This window comes from Halarchaeum grantii (assembly GCF_014647455.2).
GTDB classification, from domain to species: Archaea; Halobacteriota; Halobacteria; order Halobacteriales; family Halobacteriaceae; genus Halarchaeum; species Halarchaeum grantii.
In genome coordinates, this window is the sequence record NZ_BMPF01000003.1 from 338,996 (window position 1) to 356,723 (window position 17,728).

Annotated in this window: 16 protein-coding genes; 7 read left to right on the plus strand and 9 right to left on the minus strand. The window is 68.8% G+C overall.

The genetic code is table 11. The features are described from left to right. Positions 1-608 precede the first annotated feature (608 nt). Entirely contained in the window at positions 609-1,478 is an 870-nt protein-coding gene (locus IEY12_RS11590) for a fumarylacetoacetate hydrolase family protein (protein ID WP_188883874.1), read from the plus strand. 137 nt (positions 1,479-1,615) lie between these two features. On the opposite strand, the gene IEY12_RS11595 is transcribed toward IEY12_RS11590, so the two are convergent. From IEY12_RS11595 to IEY12_RS11610, 4 genes are all read right to left on the minus strand, one after another. Beyond that, the gene (locus tag IEY12_RS11595) at positions 1,616-3,019 is read right to left on the minus strand and encodes a dihydrolipoyl dehydrogenase family protein (protein ID WP_188883875.1); all 1,404 of its coding nucleotides are present in this window, start codon (positions 3,017-3,019) and stop codon (positions 1,616-1,618) included. A 300-nt stretch (positions 3,020-3,319) separates the two neighbouring features. Beyond that, positions 3,320-4,558 carry a tyrosine-type recombinase/integrase gene (locus IEY12_RS11600; RefSeq protein WP_229871225.1) on the minus strand — a complete coding sequence of 413 codons (1,239 nt, stop codon included), beginning with the start codon at positions 4,556-4,558 and terminating at the stop codon, positions 3,320-3,322. Positions 4,559-4,834: 276 nt separating this feature from the next. Further along, complete coding sequence (locus IEY12_RS11605; protein WP_188883876.1) at positions 4,835-5,581, minus strand: ThuA domain-containing protein; 747 nt, start codon at positions 5,579-5,581, stop codon at positions 4,835-4,837. Between the two features lie 46 nt (positions 5,582-5,627). Further along, complete coding sequence (locus tag IEY12_RS11610) at positions 5,628-6,293, minus strand: ThuA domain-containing protein (protein ID WP_188883877.1); 666 nt, start codon at positions 6,291-6,293, stop codon at positions 5,628-5,630. Positions 6,294-6,411: 118 nt separating this feature from the next. Between IEY12_RS11610 and IEY12_RS11615 the strand changes: the two genes are divergently transcribed. From IEY12_RS11615 to IEY12_RS11630, 4 genes are all read left to right on the plus strand, one after another. Next, positions 6,412-7,080, plus strand: coding sequence for an RraA family protein (locus IEY12_RS11615; RefSeq protein WP_188883878.1), 669 nt, complete (start codon positions 6,412-6,414; stop codon positions 7,078-7,080). Between the two features lie 60 nt (positions 7,081-7,140). Next, complete coding sequence (locus tag IEY12_RS11620) at positions 7,141-8,331, plus strand: mandelate racemase/muconate lactonizing enzyme family protein (protein WP_188883879.1); 1,191 nt, start codon at positions 7,141-7,143, stop codon at positions 8,329-8,331. A 103-nt stretch (positions 8,332-8,434) separates the two neighbouring features. Further along, positions 8,435-9,451 (plus strand): GDSL-type esterase/lipase family protein, encoded by a 1,017-nt coding sequence (locus IEY12_RS11625; protein WP_188883880.1) that lies wholly within the window; start codon positions 8,435-8,437, stop codon positions 9,449-9,451. A 79-nt stretch (positions 9,452-9,530) separates the two neighbouring features. Next, the gene (locus tag IEY12_RS11630; protein WP_188883881.1) at positions 9,531-10,625 is read left to right on the plus strand and encodes a Gfo/Idh/MocA family protein; all 1,095 of its coding nucleotides are present in this window, start codon (positions 9,531-9,533) and stop codon (positions 10,623-10,625) included. A gap of 4 nt (positions 10,626-10,629) precedes the next feature. On the opposite strand, the gene IEY12_RS11635 is transcribed toward IEY12_RS11630, so the two are convergent. Further along, entirely contained in the window at positions 10,630-12,084 is a 1,455-nt protein-coding gene (locus tag IEY12_RS11635; RefSeq protein ID WP_188883882.1) for a family 4 glycosyl hydrolase, read from the minus strand. A 138-nt stretch (positions 12,085-12,222) separates the two neighbouring features. Between IEY12_RS11635 and IEY12_RS11640 the strand changes: the two genes are divergently transcribed. Beyond that, a complete protein-coding gene (locus IEY12_RS11640) occupies positions 12,223-12,993 on the plus strand; it encodes an SDR family NAD(P)-dependent oxidoreductase (protein WP_188883883.1) in 771 nt (256 codons plus the stop codon). A gap of 97 nt (positions 12,994-13,090) precedes the next feature. Here IEY12_RS11640 and uxaC read toward each other — a convergent pair whose 3' ends face one another. Continuing rightward, positions 13,091-14,458 carry a glucuronate isomerase gene (uxaC, locus tag IEY12_RS11645; protein ID WP_188883884.1) on the minus strand — a complete coding sequence of 456 codons (1,368 nt, stop codon included), beginning with the start codon at positions 14,456-14,458 and terminating at the stop codon, positions 13,091-13,093. A gap of 67 nt (positions 14,459-14,525) precedes the next feature. Further along, the gene (locus tag IEY12_RS11650) at positions 14,526-15,470 is read right to left on the minus strand and encodes a mannonate dehydratase (RefSeq protein ID WP_229871228.1); all 945 of its coding nucleotides are present in this window, start codon (positions 15,468-15,470) and stop codon (positions 14,526-14,528) included. 110 nt (positions 15,471-15,580) lie between these two features. Here IEY12_RS11650 and IEY12_RS11655 point away from each other — a divergent pair, with 110 nt between their 5' ends. Next, the gene (locus IEY12_RS11655) at positions 15,581-15,946 is read left to right on the plus strand and encodes a hypothetical protein (protein ID WP_188883885.1); all 366 of its coding nucleotides are present in this window, start codon (positions 15,581-15,583) and stop codon (positions 15,944-15,946) included. A 1-nt stretch (position 15,947) separates the two neighbouring features. On the opposite strand, the gene IEY12_RS11660 is transcribed toward IEY12_RS11655, so the two are convergent. Together IEY12_RS11660 and IEY12_RS11665 are read right to left on the minus strand one after the other, a co-directional pair. Further along, positions 15,948-16,409: a universal stress protein gene (locus tag IEY12_RS11660; protein ID WP_188883886.1), complete on the minus strand. Its 462-nt coding sequence runs from the start codon at positions 16,407-16,409 to the stop codon at positions 15,948-15,950. Positions 16,410-16,565: 156 nt separating this feature from the next. Next, positions 16,566-17,537 carry an endo-1,4-beta-xylanase gene (locus IEY12_RS11665; protein WP_188883887.1) on the minus strand — a complete coding sequence of 324 codons (972 nt, stop codon included), beginning with the start codon at positions 17,535-17,537 and terminating at the stop codon, positions 16,566-16,568. Positions 17,538-17,728: the final 191 nt, after the last annotated feature.

Sequence of the window (17,728 nt, forward strand, 5' to 3'; positions counted from 1 at the left end):
GCATTCGTCCCCTGCCGGGCCGACCGTTCCGTTCGGCCCCTACTGCCGTTTTCTCGCCGCCCACGACCCGGTAAGCGGCGGCGCTGTGCGTCTCGTTTTTCCTCGTCGTTGTCGCGTGCGCCCGCCGAGCAACAACAACGAGCAGCGTCCGTGTAGCTCATCTACCGAGCAGCAGCCACGAGCGCGAGCGTACGCGCGCAGAGTAAGAGACACGTGCCCGCCGTGACCGGTCGGCGAGCCACAGACGACGTGGTCCGTGTCTACCACGTGTTCGCGTGGCACGCCGCTCTCGACCTCCACGAGGCGCGCCGGTATCGCACGGGGGAAGTCGCACTGCCGATCCCGTGCCGAGCGGCGTGACCGGTGCGTCGTCAGCGTACCGATTCGTCGCGGATGCGCGACGCCGAGAAAGGAATGGTAACACACACCATATCCGCCATCAGCGGAACGCCGTTCCGGTAGGGTATGCCGGGTTATCGGCCGTACCGGTCGTGCTTTACAGAGTTATTCGCGTCATTTCTGTGGCCAGATTTGTCCGGCATCGCCGGACTCTGGTGTGAAGGTCCGATACACAAAGATATTTAGCAGTCGGTGGTGGACGTAGGAATATGCGATATTATCGTACGAAGCGGGATGACACCGTCTCGCTCATCGCACAGGAGGGCGAAACGGCCTACGACCTGACCGCGACCGAGAAGTCGCCGGACTCCTTCATGGACCTCGCGGCCGCCGCGTCGCTCGCGGACACGACCGTCGACGACATCGCGCGCCCGCTCACCGAGGAGGCCCCCACGGTCGACCTCGCGGACGTGCGCGAACACCTCATCCGCCCCATCGACCCCGACGAGGTCTGGGGCGCCGGCGTGACGTACGCCATCAGCCAAGAGTCCCGCGAGGGCGAAGGCGGACTCGAAGAGGCCTACATCGGTGCGTACGAGGGCGAGCGTCCCGAGGTGTACTTCAAGGCGACGCCGACGCGGACCGTCGGTCCCGGGGACAACGTGGGCATTCGCGGTGACTCCGACTGGGACGTTCCCGAGCCGGAGTTCACGACGATCCTCCACGACGGCGACATCGTTGGCTACACCGTCGGTAACGACATGTGCAGTCGCGACATCGAGCGCGAGAACCTCCTCTATCTCCCGCAGAGCAAGATCTACGACAAGAGCTGTGCCATCGGTCCCTGCGTCGTCACCGAGGAGACCATCGGTGACCCTCACGACGTCGAGATGACGCTCACGATCGAGCGCGACGGCGACGTCGCCTTCGAGGAGTCGACGTCGACGAGCGAGATGGTTCGCACCGTCGACGAGCTCGCCGAGTTCTTCCGACGCTACAACCACGTCCCGGAGTCCACCGCGCTCCTTACCGGGACGTCGATCATCCCGCCGGACGACTTCACGCTCGAAGAGGGCGACCACATCAGCATCGAGATCGAGAACGTCGGCACCCTCGAGAACACCGTCGAACAGCTCTGATCGAGCGGCAGTCGCGAGACCGTCGGCGAATCCCGAAGAAGCGCGCGAGCGACGGGGCGCGTCTCGCGCTAGCAGTCCATCGATGCGGACGAAATCCTCTCCCGTCGTCGGAGCGACGCGCACCGCGACCGGGCGCGTCAGTCGAGTTCCGCGCGAGCGTCCCGGACGAGGCCGTCGAGTATCTCGGGCGTCGTCGGGTGGTAGGCACGCTCCGGAACGTCGCGGACGTCGAGTTCGTTCTCCAAGACGACCTGCATCGTCTTCGCCATCACGTCCGCCTCGTAGTGGAGACCGTGATAGCCGAGCACCGTCCCGTCGTCGGCGTCGACGACGAGGCGGGCGTGCCCCCAGCGAACCTCCTTCAGCTTGAAGATGCCGTCGTCGGTGGCGTCACGCGACGCGACGACGACTTCGTGGCCCGCGCGCCTCGCTTCCTCGGCGGTCAGCCCGAGCGACGCGTACGGATAGACGCTCGCGCCCGCGAACGCCACTTCGTGATGGATGGGGTCGTACTCGGTGAGGCGCTCGCCGGCGACCGCGCGACGGACGTTCTCCGCGACCGTGCTCCCCTCCTCCTTCGAGTGATGGAGGAGCATCCGCTCGCCCAGCGCGTCACCCGCGACGAAGACGGTCGGGGCGTCCCGACACCGCATCGTCGCGGTGTCCACCCAGTCCCCCGCACCGACGTCGATACCCGCGTTCCCGAGGCCGATGCCCCGAACGTTCGGCCTGCGACCGGTGAAGAGGAAGAGCTGGTCGGCCTCGACGTCGCTGCCGTCGTCGAGGCGGACGCGGACGCCGCCGTCGCCGGTTCGCTCGACGGACTCCTCGCGGACCTCGGTCCGTATCTCGACGCCGAAATCCTCGCGATAGCAAGCGAGGAGTTCGTCGCCGAGCCGGTCGGCCGCACGGTCCAGCGGCCGCGCGTCGTGCTCGATGACCGTGAGGTCCATCCCCGCGGCCTCGCTCAGGTAGGGGACGAGTTCGAGCCCGACGTATCCGAAGCCCATCACGACACCGGAGTCCGGGAACTCGGTCGCGTCGAGGACGTCCGCGCTTCCCATCCAGTCGGCCGCATCGAGACCCGGGACGTCGGGGACGTTCAGCGACGACCCCGTGGCGACGACGACGTAGTCCGCATCGAGGTCGCGCCCGCCGACCCGAACGGTATGCGCGTCGACGAGGTGGCCGGTGTCGTGGACGAACTCGACGTGCTCGCGCTCCGCGAGGCCGTGGATGGACTCGCGGCGCGACGCCGCCCAGTCGAGGACGTGGTCGTCCTTGTGCGCGACGGTGCGTTCGAGGTTCACCTCGGGTGCCGCGCCGTCCAATCGGGGGTCGTGGCGCGCCTGATAGCGATGTGCGGTCGCCGAGAGAACGGCCTTCGAGGGCATACAGCCACGGAGGATACAGAGCCCACCTCCGGGGTCGCCGTCGTCCACGAGCGTCAGTCGGACGTCCATCTCGGCGAGCTCGCTCGCGGCGGCCGCGCCCGCGCTCCCGTACGCCCCGAGGACGACGACGTGTGGTCGGTCGGTCATACGCGAACGTACGGCGTCGGGCGACAAAGAGGATGGGGCCGGACCGGTGAGCGCATCGCGCTCCGTGTGCGAGGAGTGAGTCCGTCGTCGCGGTAGCGGTCGAGGGCGCGCGGGGTCGATGTCGACGCCGGATCCCGTCCCGTGAGGCGGCGAGTTCGCCGTCACTCGCCCCCGAGACCGCGGATCGCCGGTCCAGACAACTGCGGACACGGCGGGGTGGTGTGACGGCGTGGGCGACGCGCGCGACGTTCACGACGGCGAAGGCGTCGCCCGATTTCAGTATAGCGCCATGGGGTGTATCTACGCGAACAGCCCGGAGAGCGAGTCCGACATCACGGTGCGCAGGTGCATGCGGCGGTCGGCTTCGCTCAGGTAGTTCTCGAGGACGACGGAGGCGTCGGCGGAGCCCTGCGCTTCGGCGACGGGCGTGAAGCGCTCGGCGACGTCGACGACGGCCTCGCCGTAGAGCGAGTACCAGAAGCGCCGGCCGTACTTCGGGGTCGGTGCCTCGCCGCGCACCGTCACGCCCGTGCGCTCGACGAGAGCGGCGAACCACCGACGGAGGGTGTCAACGTGGACGTGTCCCGCGTCGGCCGTCGCCGAGGGGAAGACGTAGCCCGTCCACCCGTCCCTCTCGGCGACGGCGTCGAGGCGCGCGTCGAGGACGTCCGCGCCCGCGAGCATCGACACCGTGCCGGGGCCGTTCTTCCGGTCGCCGTCGCGGAAGTCGAGGTAGGGGTAGTCGTCCTCGTCGGGGTCGAGGACGACCTGTCGGACGTGGAGCGCGGCGAGTTCGGAGGGGCGCAACCCCCACCCGCAGAGGCCGACGACGAGGAGGCGTTCGCGGCGGTCCGCCGTCGCCCGCCAGAGCTCCGCGACGTCGTCCTCGGAGAGCGAGGGGTTGTCCCACTCGGGGACGTCGAGGCCGAGACGGGTCTCCATGCGGCGCATCGGGTTGTAGGCGATGTAGCCCGCGTCGACGAGTTCGCGGTAGAAGCGCCGGACGTCCTCGACGTACTTCCGGCGCGCGGCCGGGGTCTGGAGGGTGCGGTCGAGGACCTTAGACACGGTGAACGCGCGGTCGATCTCCTCGGCGCGTCGGGACTCGTCGCGGAGGCCGTCGAGCAGGTCGGGACCGTGGAGGTCGCAGTAGAGCCGAACGTACTTCTTCAGGCGCGCGCGATACGGGCGAATCGTCGTCTCCGGGTGGCCGCGATACCGGAGTTCGTCGAGGTGCGCGTCGAGGCGCTCGCGGGTGCGTTCGGCGGCCTCGCCCTCCGGAAGCCCCCAGTCGTAGCCGTCGTCGTCCGCGCCGTCGAGGACGTGCTCGCGGTAGAAGTCGGCGGGCGAGGCATCGAACTCGCGCTGGAGGTGCTTGACGAACCCCGGATACCGGCCGTTCAGCCACCGATAGGTGGGGGGTTCGGCGTCGGGACGGCGCTCGCAGTCGGGGTCGGCGCGCATCTCGGGGACGACGGTCTCGCGGAGGAAGGCGACGCAGTCCGCTTCGGCCATCGTCGCGTAACGTGAGTCACTCATAGCGCTCGCGGCGGGGGTGCGGTGTTCTAAGCCCGCCGGTTTCAGTGGGTAGAGCCAGACGGTCAGAGCACAAATAGGTTGTCTTGTGTGGTTGTCCGCTACCAGACAACCACACAAGACGCGTTTTCGACGCTGTACGGCATCGAACGCATAAATCACATATCGCGATAGTAAATCGGGGCGCACGCGGGGCGGTCGAACGGGGACGCTATCGACCGGTCGAGAGGGAGAGCAGCGCCGCTACGGCGGTCGAGCGCGCGAAAAAAGGCGGGCGCGTCAGTGGACGGTGCGGTCGTCGCTGGTGTCGATGTCCTCGATGGGGTCGGCGTTCCCGCGCGTGACGTCGGGCGCGTCGTCGTCGCGCGCCGCCCACTCGGCGGCGTTCCGCAGGACCTGCTGAACCTCGTCCTGGTAGTAGACCGGATAGGTCTCGTGGCCGGGGCGGAAGTAGAAGATGCGGCCCTTCCCCCGGTGGAAGACACAGCCCGAGCGGAAGGTCTCGCCACCCTCGAACCACGAGTTGAAGACGAGGGCGTCGGGTTGCGGGATGTCGAAGTGCTCGCCGTACATCTCGGCCTCGGGCACCTCGAAGGACTCGGGGAGGCCCTCGGCGATGGGGTGGGCGGGGTCGGTGACCCAGAGGCGCTCGGTCTCGCCGGCCTCGCGCCACTTCAGGTTGCACGTCGTGCCCATGAGGGACTTGAAGATCTTCGAGAAGTGCCCGGAGTGGAGGACGAGCAGGCCCATCCCTTCCTCGACGACGTGGCGCTTGACGCGCTCGACGACGTGGTCCTCGACGTGGTCGTGGGCGGCGTGCCCCCACCACGTGAGGACGTCCGTCTCCGCGAGGACGTCCTCGGTGAGGCCGTGCTCGTGGTCGTGGAGGGTAGCGGTCTCGACGTCGAAGCCGCCCTCCTCGAGCGCGTCGGCGATGGCGGCGTGGATGCCGTCGGGATAGAGTTCGGCGACGGTGTCGTTCTCCTGCTCGTGGACGAACTCGTTCCAGACCGTGATGCGTGTCATGCGGTCACGGACGAAGCGCGGGCAGAAAAACGCACCTATCGCGCGTTCAGTCGCGCGTGACCCAGCGGACGGCGTTCGCGAGGAGGGCGCGGACGCCGTCGTTCGTGAGCGAGGCCTCGTCGTGGCCGAGCGAGGAGTAGAAGACGCGCCCGTCGCCGTACTCGTTCGTCCACGCGACCGGCATGTCGGCGTGCTCGGGGTGGTCCATGCGCGCGAGCACGCGCACGTCGTCGTCGACATCAAGGACGTACGGCTCGTCGTGGACCGCGAAGTCCGCGAGCGCGGCCGTGACGGGGTGGTAGTGGTCGACGACGCTGACGTCGTACGTCGTCTGCTCGGGGTGCGTGAGGAAGTGCCCGCCGACGAGTTCGCGCAGTTCGGGGAAGGGCTCCTCGCGCGCGTCGATGACGGCGTCCGGATCGTCGGCGGCGGTGTTCGTCAGGTCGGCCGCGCAGTGGACGCCGAGGTAGCCCCCGCCGTCCGCGACGAACTCGAGGAGGCCCTCGCGCTGGGCGTCGCTGAGCGTGCTGTCCGTGAGGTAGTCGACGACGGCGTCGTACCCGGAGAGGTCTTCGAGCGCGGCCTTCTCGGTGGTGCTCGTGACGTCGATACTGTCTGGAACGGCGTCGGCGAGGAGCGGACCGTTCGTCTCGAAGCGATGGAAGGGGAAGCGGTTCCCGCCGATGAGGAGGACCGAGCGCGCGCTGGTCATGGCCGTGAATACGTGCGAGCGGTCATTAGTGCTTCGCACCCGACGACGCGAACCCCGCGCGGGTTGCCGGAGGCGCCACGGGTATGCGATATCTCCGAGACGATAGGGACGACCACCCATGGGAATACCCACCGAGCAACGCGAACGGCTGTCGAACCTCCACAGCGCCATCGTCAACGACGTGACCGACGAGATGGGCATCACGAACAACGTCATCCCGTGCACGCGGCTGGAGGCGCTCTGGAGTCGCGACCCCGTCATCGGGACGGCGCATCCGGCCCAGCGCGTCGAAGTCGGCTACGAGGAAGCGGGCGCGGACGACCCGCGCGACTCGGCGTTCTTCCAGTACCTCGAGGCCGCTGACGAGGGCGACTTCGTCGTGATGGCGTCACCGGACACGCAGGTCGGCCTCTGGGGCGAGCTACTGAGCACCATCGTCCAGGAGAACGGCGCGGTCGGCGCACTCATCGACGGCCCGACGCGCGACTCGCGGATGATCGAGGAGCACGAGTTCCCCGTGTGGGCGGGCGGCCACAGCGCCATCGAGTCGTTCGGCCGCGTGAGCTTCCGCGAGTGGGACGTCCCCGTCCAGGTCGAGGGCGTCACCATCCGACCCGGCGACGTGGTCTTCGCGGACTACGAGTCCATCGCCGTCATCGACCCCGACGACGTCGCGGAGGTCATCGAGCGCGGCGAGGAGGCCCTCGACACCGAGAACGATGTCCGGCGCGACGTCCGCGACGGCGACAGCGTCTACGAGGTCTGGGAGCGCTATGGCACCCTGTAGAAACACCCGGCGGGTTTCCGGTACTGCGTCGTTTATGCCCGGCGCCGACCGAGGTGGACCATGGTAGCACGGAGCGACGTCCGCGACGTGGAGGTCACGGACGTCCAGACGACGCGCATCGGCACCACCTTCGAGTGGACGCTCGTCCGGGTCTACACGGACGCGGGCGTCACCGGGACGGGCGAACTCGTGCTCGGGCCAGCGGCCGACGCGTACGTCGAGCACGCGAAAGAGCTGCTCGTCGGGAAGAGCCCGCTCGATGTCGACGCGCGGATGACCGAGCTCTACGACGGGCTCTCCTATCTCGGCGGGATGAACGGCGTCGGCGTCACGGCGCTCTCGGGCATCGACGTCGCGCTCCACGACCTCGCCGGGAAGCTCCTCGAGGTGCCCGCCTACCAGTTGCTCGGCGGGAAGCACCGCGACGCCGTCCGCGTCTACTGCGACGTCCACGCGGGCGCGCACCTCCACGACGCCGCCGAAAGCGGGGACGAGGGCACGTATCGCCCGGAAGCGTACGCGGACGCCGCCGAAGCGGTCGTCGACGAAGGGTGGGACGCCGTGAAGTTCGACCTCGACAGCCCGGACAGGCACGTCATCGACCGGAAGAACAAGCACCTGAACGCGCGCGCTATCGACTACCGCGCGGAGATCGTCGAGACGGTCACCGACCGCGTCGGCGACCGGGCGGACGTCGCCTTCGACTGCCACTGGAGTTGGACGGCCGACACCGTTCGACGCCTCGCCGCCGCCGTCGAGGACGACGGCGTCTGGTGGCTCGAGGACGCCGTCCCGCCGGAGAACCACGACGTCCAGATGCGCGTCACGCGCGACACGGACGTCACCATCGCGGCCGGCGAGAACGTCTACCGCGTCGAGGGCGCGCGCCGCCTCGTCGAGGAGCAGGGCGTCGACGTCATCCACCCGGACGTCCCGAAGAACGGCGGGATGCTGGAGACGAAGAAGATCGCGGACATGGCGAAGGCCTACTCCATTCCGCTCGCGCTCCACAACGTCGCCTCGCCCGTCGGAACGATGGCGTCCGCGCACGTCGGCGCCGCCGCCTCGAACTTCCTCGCGCTCGAGTACCACGCCCGCGACGTCCCGTGGTGGGGCGACGTCGTCGAGGAGGACGTCCTCGAACCGGGGCGCATCGAACTCCCGGACGCCCCCGGCCTCGGCGTCACGCTCGACCTCGACGTCGTCGCCGAGCACCTGTTGGAGGGCGAGAAACTGTTCGACGAGGCGTAGCCTCGTCGAGCACGCGGCGCGAAGCGACGCCCAGTTCGACGAAGCGTAGCTTCGTCGAGCGGCGTCCGATAGTCTCATACGGACGTCACCCGAGTCGGTGCGTATGGAGTCAGCGGAGTATCCGGTGTCGCTGCACAACGTCGCGGAGACCGTGCCGGCGGAGTGGGCCGACGGCGGCGAGCGCCTCTGTCGCGTCCCGGCGTCGGTCGGCGAGGAGTTGAACGAGATGGCGCGAACCCGCGTCCGGCATCCGACGGGGAGCGAGGTGCGCTTCGTTCCGGCGGACGACGAGACGACGATAGAGGTGACGCTCTCGGCGGCTGAGGAGACGCAGGTGCGGGTGTTCTGGGGCGTCTTCCAGCCGTGGGAGCCGACGGCGATCGGCCCGGAGCCGGAGACGCTCTCGCTCTCGGTGCCGGAGCGACTCGCGGACCTCGCGGCGACGGGGGAGACGGGGCGGTTCGACCCGCGCGTGTGCCGGATTCGCTTCGAGCGCCGGACGGCCGCCGCGCTCCACGGCGTCAGCGGCGACTGCCGGCCGCCGCGCGACGACGAGCGCCCCGGAAAGCGCCATCTCGCGTACGGGACTTCCATCACGGAGGGCGCGGCGGCGTCCGCGCTCCACACGGACTACGTTTCGCACGTCGCGCGCGAGAACGGCTACGACGCGCTGAACCTCGGCTGCTCCGGCTCGGCGTACTGCGAGGCGGCGATGGCCGACCACGTCGCCGGGCGCGACGACTGGGACGTTGCGACGCTCGCGCTCTCCGTGAACATGGCGAACACGGGCGGGTTCGAACCGGAGACCTTCCGCGAGCGCGCCGACTACTTCGTGAACACCGTCGCGGACGCGAACCCGGAGAAGCCCGTCGTCTGCATCACGCTCTTCCCGTATCACGACGACCTGACGGCGTCGGGGGACGCCGAGCACGCGGCGGCCTATCGGGCGGCGCTCCGCGAAATCGTCGCGGACGCCGACCGGGAGAACTGCCACGTCGTCGAGGGCCCGGAGCTCCTCGACCTCACGGGGCTCGGTGCGGACCTCCTGCATCCGGGCGACGCGGGGATGGCGGCCATCGGCGACGGACTGGCGGAGCGCCTCGACGCCGTCGTCGAGTGAGGGGCGGGACCGGGGCGCGTCGCCCCGCGACGACCACATTCCCGGACGGTTTATGGTGACGGTTGTCTTGGACGGAGACATGGAGCCTGTACGAGTCGGGATTCTCGGCTGCGGAACCATCAGCGACGCCTACCTCGGGGCGAACGACCGCTTCGACGAGTACGACATCGTCGCGTGCACGGACCTCGATATGGAGCGCGCGGAGGCGACGGCCGCCGAGTACGGCATCGAGGCGCTGGAGAGCGAGGCGTTCGTCGAGTCGGACGTCGAGCTCGTCGTGAACCTGACGCCGCCGTCCGTCCACGAGGGGACCTGCGAGCGGATGTTGGCGGCGGGCAAGCACGTCTACGTGGAGAAGCCGCTCGCGGCGTCCGTCGAGGACGCGGCGGGCATCCGCGCGGCCGCAGACGACGCCGGCCTGCTCGTCGGGTCCGCACCGGACACGTTCCTCGGCGCGGGCCTCCAGACGTGCCGGCGCGTCATCGACGAGGGCCGCATCGGTGAGCCGGTGGGCGCGACGGCAATCTGGACGTCGCCCGGCCACGAGACGTGGCACCCGAACCCCGACCTCTACTACAAGGAGGGCGGCGGGCCGCTCTTCGACATGGGCCCCTACTACGTGACGGCGCTCGTCACGCTGCTCGGCGCCGCCGAGCGCGTCACCGGGTCGGTCACGCGCGCACACGACACGCGCACCATCACGAGCGAGCCACGGGCCGGCGAGGAGATAGCCGTCGAGGTGCCGACGCACGAGTCGGGCGTGATCGACTTCGGCGACGGGACGGTGGCGAACGTCACGACGAGTTTCGACGCGCAGGACTCGACGCTCCCCGACCCCGCGTTCGAGATCTACGGCACGGAGGGGACGCTCGCGGTCCCGGACCCGAACCACTTCGAGGGGCCGGTGCGCGTCTCCGACGGCGACGGCTTCGAGACCGTCGAGATGGCACACGACTACACGGCCGGCCGGGGCGCGGGCGTCGCGGACCTCGCGCGCGCCATCCGCGACGACGGGTGGACGCATCGGACGAGCGCCGACCTCGCGTATCACGTCCTCGAAATCCTCGACGGCGTCCGCGCGTCCGCCGAGCGGGGCGAGCACGTGACCGTGGAGAGCGCGCCCGAGCGCCCGGCGCCGCTCCCCGAGGCGTTCCCGGGCGACCGCGACGAGTGACCAGTTAGATCTCGACGTCGACGCCGTCGAGGACGTCCGCGTCCGCGACGTTCCAGTCGTCGAGGTACTCCTCTTCGGCGGCGACGAGTTCGGCGAACAGCTCGGCGGCTTCCTCCGTCTGGAGCGTGCGGACCTGCGGGTCGATGAGGAAGCCCCGGAAGGCCTGATCGAGGTCGCCGTCGCGGGCGGCCTCGATTATCGTCTCGATGGTGTCGACGTGGCCCCGGATCATGCTCTCGACGGGGCGGGGGAAGCCGCCGGCGGCGAGCGGGCGGATCTCGCTCGCGCGCACGACCGCGTTCGTCTCGACGACCGCGCCGCGCTCGATGCCCTCGACCTGCCCGCGATTGGGCAGGTTGACGTTCGTGACGACGGACTCCCCGCCGGCGAGCGCTTCGAGGATGTCGAGGAACGCCTCGCCGGAGGCCTCGAGTTCGAACGCCTTCTCGCCGGCGAGCCACGCCTCGACGTCGGTCGTCTGCTCGGACTCGGCGGGCGTCCAGTGTTTCGCGCGGAAGTCGCTCCCCGTGCGCTTGACGCCCCAGCGATTCAGCCCCTCCTGTCCGCCGTGGAGGAACCAGTTCGCGTACTCGACGATGTGGCGGTCGCCCGCGAACGGCAGGACGCCGAAGCGCCGGAAGAGCTCCCACGACACCTGCCAGTTGTCGACGAACGGGCTCGCGTCTTCGAGGTCGGCGGGCGTGAACTCGCGCGTGCCCGCCTCGCTCTCCGCGACGTCTTCGAGCAGCGGCCAGAGGTCGACGCCGTCGCAGTAGGCCTCGTCGATCCACGTGAAGTGGTTGATGCCCTTGACGTTCACCGAGACGTCCGCGCGCTCGGCGTCCACGTCGAGGTGCTCGCTCGCGAGGTCCGCGAGGTGCGCGCGGGCGTGCAGGACCTCGTGGCACATGCCGACGGCGTTGATGTCGGGGTACTCGTCGTAGAGCGCGCGCGTGACGAAGTGGACGGGGTTCGTGAAGTTGAACACCCACGCGTCGGGGCAGTGCTCGCGAACGCGCGCGGCGATGCGCTTGTAGTCGTGGATGGTGCGCATCGCACGGAAGATACCGCCCGGCCCGATGGTGGCGGCGACGGCGCCGTAGATGCCGTGTTCCTCGGGGACGTCGAGGTCGTGGACGAACGTCTCGGAGGGGTCGTACTGCGTGGAGAGGAGGACGACATCGGCGCCCTCGAGCGCGGCGTCGAGCGAGCCGGTCGCCTCGTACGTCCAGTTCGCGGTGGCGTCCTCGCGCTCCTGCACCCAGTTGCCGAACTCGGCGTTGCGCTCGGCGGCCTCGACGTCGAGGTCGTAGAGCCGCACGGTGCCGTCGAAGGCGGAGAGCGCGAGGTCCTGCACGAGGTTCGGCACCCACTGTCGGCTCCCGCCGCCGACGTAGGCGATCGTCACGTCTTCGGGGTCGAGTCGCTGTCCACGCGTCGCTTTGCCGATGGCTTCCATGTCCGTGTCGTGTCAGGCGACGCCCAAAGCAGTACCGGAGCACGTGACTATTCGCCGGTAGACGCCGCGACGGTGACGCACGGGGCGTCGCCGGCGTCATGCACCACGTATAAATCACCGGCCGAAGAAGGGCAGACCATGGCCGCAGAGAGCATGCCGTCCGTGAGCGTCGAGGGGAAGACAGCCGTCGTCATCGGGGGGACGAGAGGGATCGGCCGCGCCATCGCCCTCGGGTTCGCGGAGGACGGCGCGGACGTCGTCGCGACGAGTCGCACCGAGGACGCCGTCGCGGACGTCGCCGAGGAACTCCGCGAGCGCGGCGCGAGCACGACCGAAGTGACCTGTGACGTGACGAGCGACGCGGACATCGACGCGCTCGTCGAGGCCACCGTCGCGGACGTCGGCGACGTCGACGTCCTGGTGAACTCGGCGGGCGTGAACGCGACGACGCCCGTCACGGAGATGACGAACGAGGAGTGGGAGCGCGACATCGCCGTCGACCTCACGGGCGTCTTCAAGGCCTGCCGCGCGTTCGCCCGCGAGATGGACGAGGGGAGCATCATCAACATCTCCTCGATGTCCGCCGACCAAGCCCGGGAGGCCCGCCCCTCCTACTGCGCGGCGAAGAGCGGCGTGAACGGCTTGACGCGCGCCGTCGCCGCCGACCTCGCGCCGGACATCCGCGTGAACGCCATCGCGCCCGGGTTCGTGAAGACGGAGATGGCCGGCCCGAAACTCGACGACGGCTCCGAGTTCCGCGAGACCGTCGACGAGCGAACGCCGATGGAGCGCGTCTCGACGCCCGACGAGATGGTCGGCACCGCCATCTACCTCGCGAGCGACGGCGCGTCGTTCACGACGGGCGAAGTCATCACCGTCGACGGCGGCTACGACCCGAGCGCGCAGTAGGTCGAGCCGACGGTTCGACCGAATACGCGAACGGTGAACATCGCGGGACCGACGGTCCCGCTGGCCGCACGGGGGCGACGGACGCTATGCCGGGCCCTCAGAGCCCGTAGAGTTCCTTCGGTCGGCGGTAGGCGACGTGCCGGACGAGGCGTTCGGCGTTCGCCTTCGGGATGCGTCCCTGTTCGACCATCTCGCCGACCGTGGAGGCGAGCGTGCGGCGGAACATCTCGAAGCGCGAGCCGTAGGAGACGAGTTTGCGCGAGTCGCTCACCATCCCCGCGTGATTCGCGAGGAGGTCGACGTTCGCGACGCGCTCGAGCTGGTTCGCCATCCCCATCGGGCTGTCGTTGAACCACCACGCCGGCCCGATGCTGACGGTCGGGTAGGCGCGCGCGACGACGGTGGCGCTCGCGTAATGCGTCGGGTCGAGGACGTAGAGCACCGTCTCCGTCTCGCCGTCGAAGCGGTCGAAGAAGTAGTCGAGGTCGTCGACGACGTTCACGTCGGGCGTGGAGACGTCACCGCCCGCGTTGATGCCGACGTCCTCGTAGAGCGCCTCGCGGTAGTCCCGGACCGCACCAATGTGGAGTTGGGTCACCCAGTCCTTCTCGCTGTTCAGCTCGCCGACGAACTCGAGCAGGAAGGCCTTGAAGTCGCGAGCCTCGGCCTCGGTGGGCGCGTCGCCCCGGCGGGCCTTCGCGTAGACGGCGGCGGCGCGGGACTCGCTCACGGGCTTCGAGACGGGCGTCGTCCCGGTGCCGACGTCGCAGGCGAGACAGCCGTGCTCGGCGAAGTGGTCGTGGGTCTCGCGGAGGCCCTCGAGGAAGCCCGCGAACGTCGAAACGTCCGCGTCGGTCGCGTCGTCGAGGTCGGCGACGAACTCGTCCCACGCGGCGTTCTCCACCTTCATCGCGCGGTCCGGGCGCCACGTCGGGCGGACGTCGACGCCCTCGACTTCCTCGGCGGCGCGCTCGTGGTACGCGAGGTCGTCGGTCGGGTCGTCGCTGCTGCAGAGCACTTCGACGTCCATGTCGCGCAGGACCTGCTGGGGGCGCATCGACTCCTCGGCGAGTTGCGCCTTCGTCTCGTCCCAGATCTCGTCGGCGGTGTCGGCGTTCAGCGGTTTCTCGATGCCGAAGCGCCGCTTCAGGTCGAGGTGGACCCAGTCGTAGGTCGGGTTCCCCGCGAAGTCCGGGAACACCTCCGCGAGCGCGTTCCACTTCGCGCGATTCGACGCGTCGCCGGTGATCTTCTCCTCCGCGACGCCGCGCTTGCGCATCAACTGCCAGACGTAGTGGTCGCTCGCGCCCTCGACCGCCCAGATGTCGTCCCACGGTTCGTTCTCGACGACCTCTTCGAGGTCGACGTGGTTGTGCGGGTCGATTATCGGGAGGTCCGCGACGGCGTCGTAGAGGTCGCGGGCCGCCTGCGAGTCGAGGAGGTAGTCCTCGTCCATGAAACCCATACCGTCGCTTGCTCGGAGACGGCGGATAAATCTACTGAACGCGGGGGCGAGGATGCGGTGGCTCGCGCTATTCGAGGAGGCCGCGGATGTAGCCGATGGCGAAGAGTCGTCCCATGTCGGTGTAGCCCGACTGGGCCTCCGAACGGTCCTCCTCGTCGAGCATCCGGGGGACGTGGTCGGGGCGGATGGGGCCGTCGAAGCCGACGTCGAGGTAGGCGTCCATCGCCGCGCGCATGTCCGTCTGCCCCTCGTCGTGCCACGTCTCGTTGAACGCCTCGGCGTGCCCCTCGACGTCGCGGAAGTGGACGAAGTGGATCTTCTCGCCGAGCGCGCGGATGGTCTCGGGGACGTCCGCGCCCATCGCCGAGAAGTTCCCCTGACAGAACGTCACGCCGTGGTTCGGGCTCTCGTGCATCTCGAGGATGCGCTCGTAGTTCTCGACGGAGTTGACGATGCGCGGGACGCCACGGAGTTCCGCGACCGGCGGGTCGTCGGGGTGGAGCGCCATCTTCACGCCTGCGTCCTCGGCGACCGGGACGACTTCGTCGAGGAAGTACTGGAGGTTCTCCCAGAGTTCGTCCTCGGTGATGCCGGCTGCGGGGTGGTCGTCGGCCTTCTCCAGGAGCGCGTGGTCGTACGCGGTCGTGAGCGAGTCGCCGCGCACGGGGAGCGAGTCGGAGGTGCGGACCACGCCGACCGGGTTCTCCGTCCACACCCAGCAGTAGACCGGGATGTCGAGTCGGCCCATGTTCCGGATGAGCGTCTTCACCGTCTCGATCTCCTCGTCGCGGCCCTCGAGGCCGAGCACCGTCTTCTCCATCGGCGGGCGGTCCTCGACGACGTCGAGCGAGAGGCCGTGGTCGGCGAAGCGCTCGCGGGCGGCGAGCAGCGACTCGTACGTCCACCACTCCTCCTCGCCCCAGAACCGGACGACGGCCGTGTCGAGGCCGAGCTGCTTGGCGATCGTCCACCGCCGGTCCGGGCGCGGCGGGAGCATGGTAGTCGGGTCCATGCGAAACGGGTTGTGGAGGAGCCGTATTATAGCCTTCTCCTCGTTCGTCGCGGGTGTCGCACGGACCGAAAGACCGTTCCGTATCGAGTGCCCCCCGTACGACAAGAACCATGACAGACGTCACACGGTACCAGACGCGAGTCGAGGACGGAACGTTCGCCGTCGAAACCGACGACGGGTGGCTCGAAGTGGGTGCGGTCGCGGACATCGTCGACCTCTTCGGCGGCGAGGAGTACGTCATCGAGTACACGGACCAGCAGGCCGCCGTCGCGTGGCTCGACACGGACGACGACAACACCATCACCGTCGACGTCCGCGAGACGCTCGAAACGATGAGCTACACGGACGACTTCGTCTCGAACCTCGCGTCGACGCCGGTCGACGAGGAGACGACGGAGGGGTATCCGAAGCGGACCGCGCTCTACGTCTCGCTGATGCGCGAGATACTCGACTCGAAGGGGAACCCCGAGGAGTGAGTTATTCGGTCGCGACCGTCACGTAGCCGTCGAAGTTGAGGATGACGCGCTGGGCAAAGTCGCCGAAGATGGCTTTGCCCGTGGGCGAGCGGTTCTGGCCGACGATGAACGCGTGGTCGCAGTCGTTGTCCGCGCCCGCCTGTACGACGGCGCGTGCGCGCTCGTCTTCCTCGACGACGTCGACGAGGACGTCCCACTCGAGGTCGAAGTCGCCGTCGATGACCTCGCGCGCGATGTCGTTGGCGTCCTGCTCTGCGCCCTCCAGAATCGTGCCCTCGCCGTAGCTGACGTTCTCGACGTCGCCGATGGACTCGAGGGTGTCGAGGTCGTGCTCGTACTCCGATTCGTCGAGCAGCATCAGCAGGAGGAGGTTCGCGTCCGTACCGCTGGCGTTCTCAGCGGCCTCCCGGAGGAGGTCGCGGTGTGCGTCCGTGTCGTCGACGACGACGAGTGCGTGTTCCATCTCACCATCTACCGGGTCCCTTCACAACATAAAACCACCGGCGTCGCGCGGCCGGCCGCCGACGCGTGCGGGCGTCTCAGCGGGTACGCGGCCGCGAGTAGCCACTGCCTCGCAAACGGGTGTTCGGCGCCGGCGACTAAAGTGGTGGGGGAATTTCTAGTCGGTGTCCTCAAGGCGCTCCTTCAGTGCGTGGTAGGCGGGCTTGGGGTCGTTGCTCGCGTCGAAGAGCAGGGGGTCCTCGGTGACGTGCGGGAACCACTCGGGAATCCACGAGTCGCTGTCCCGAACGCCCCAAACGACGAGCGTGTCGACGCCTTCGGCGAGGCAGACGTCGAGGACGTCGCGGTAGTCCTCGGCCTGCCGCTCGCGGTGGTTCTCGGGGGCGTCCGCTTCGGGGTAGGCGACGTCCATCTCGGTGACGTGGACGTCGAGGCCGAGGTCGCTGAAGCGCCGGACGTTCTCGGCGACCGACTCGGGGTCGGGGACGCCATCGAGGGCGTGCATCTGGAGGCCGACGCCGTCGACGGGGACGCCGCGGTCGAGCATGCCTTCGAGTAGCTCGTAGATCGCGTCGGACTTCTCGTTGACGGCGTCCGCACCGTAGTCGTTGTAGAAGAGGTCGGCGTCGGGTGCGACGTCGTTCGCCCAGCGGAAGGCGTCGTCGAGGTAGCGTTCGCCGAGCGCGTCGTACCAGACGGAGTCGCGCATCGTGCCGTCGTCGGCGACGGCCTCGTTCACGACGTCCCACGCCTCAACCGTCCCGCGATAGCGGCCGGCGACGGTGTGGACGTGGTCGCGGAGGAAGGCGGCGAGCTGGTCGTCGGTGTAGTCCCACTCCTGGAACCAGTCGGGGAGTTGGTTGTGCCAGACGAGCGTGTGCCCGCGGAGCGCCATGTCGTGTGCCTCGGCGAAGTTCGCGACGGCGTCGGCGTCCGTGAAGTCGTAGACGCCGGGTTCGGGACGCATCGGCCCCATCTTCATCGCGTTCTCGGCGGTGACGGTGTTGAAGCCGCGTCTGAGGGAGGTCCAGTAGCCGGCGTCGGTTCGCAGGGGGTCGGCGGCGACCGCCGCGCCGAGTCGGAAGTCGGCCGCGTCGGCGGCGTCGCGGAGCGTCGTGTCTTCGGGCATCGGCACGGACGTACGGAGCGCGCGGCCTTAGGTACTCGCGTTCCACCCGTCGATATCCGCGAACCCATCGATACACAAACAATAATTTAGTTATAATGAACACGATGTCAGCCGAGAGTCTCGTCGGTGTGGTGTCCCCGTCCGGACGACATTACAGGAGTATTCGTGTAAACGGCGCCGTGGGTGCGTCT

Bases quoted from the DNA above. Each gene is read 5' to 3' on its own strand.
- IEY12_RS11590 (WP_188883874.1), top strand. From the start codon at position 609: ATGCGATATTATCGTACGAAGCGGGATGACACCGTCTCGCTCATCGCA.
- IEY12_RS11595 (WP_188883875.1), bottom strand. From the start codon at position 3,019: ATGACCGACCGACCACACGTCGTCGTCCTCGGGGCGTACGGGAGCGCG.
- IEY12_RS11600 (WP_229871225.1), bottom strand. From the start codon at position 4,558: ATGAGTGACTCACGTTACGCGACGATGGCCGAAGCGGACTGCGTCGCC.
- IEY12_RS11605 (WP_188883876.1), bottom strand. From the start codon at position 5,581: ATGACACGCATCACGGTCTGGAACGAGTTCGTCCACGAGCAGGAGAAC.
- IEY12_RS11610 (WP_188883877.1), bottom strand. From the start codon at position 6,293: ATGACCAGCGCGCGCTCGGTCCTCCTCATCGGCGGGAACCGCTTCCCC.
- IEY12_RS11615 (WP_188883878.1), top strand. From the start codon at position 6,412: ATGGGAATACCCACCGAGCAACGCGAACGGCTGTCGAACCTCCACAGC.
- IEY12_RS11620 (WP_188883879.1), top strand. From the start codon at position 7,141: ATGGTAGCACGGAGCGACGTCCGCGACGTGGAGGTCACGGACGTCCAG.
- IEY12_RS11625 (WP_188883880.1), top strand. From the start codon at position 8,435: ATGGAGTCAGCGGAGTATCCGGTGTCGCTGCACAACGTCGCGGAGACC.
- IEY12_RS11630 (WP_188883881.1), top strand. From the start codon at position 9,531: ATGGAGCCTGTACGAGTCGGGATTCTCGGCTGCGGAACCATCAGCGAC.
- IEY12_RS11635 (WP_188883882.1), bottom strand. From the start codon at position 12,084: ATGGAAGCCATCGGCAAAGCGACGCGTGGACAGCGACTCGACCCCGAA.
- IEY12_RS11640 (WP_188883883.1), top strand. From the start codon at position 12,223: ATGGCCGCAGAGAGCATGCCGTCCGTGAGCGTCGAGGGGAAGACAGCC.
- uxaC (WP_188883884.1), bottom strand. From the start codon at position 14,458: ATGGGTTTCATGGACGAGGACTACCTCCTCGACTCGCAGGCGGCCCGC.
- IEY12_RS11650 (WP_229871228.1), bottom strand. From the start codon at position 15,470: ATGGACCCGACTACCATGCTCCCGCCGCGCCCGGACCGGCGGTGGACG.
- IEY12_RS11655 (WP_188883885.1), top strand. From the start codon at position 15,581: ATGACAGACGTCACACGGTACCAGACGCGAGTCGAGGACGGAACGTTC.
- IEY12_RS11660 (WP_188883886.1), bottom strand. From the start codon at position 16,409: ATGGAACACGCACTCGTCGTCGTCGACGACACGGACGCACACCGCGAC.
- IEY12_RS11665 (WP_188883887.1), bottom strand. From the start codon at position 17,537: ATGCCCGAAGACACGACGCTCCGCGACGCCGCCGACGCGGCCGACTTC.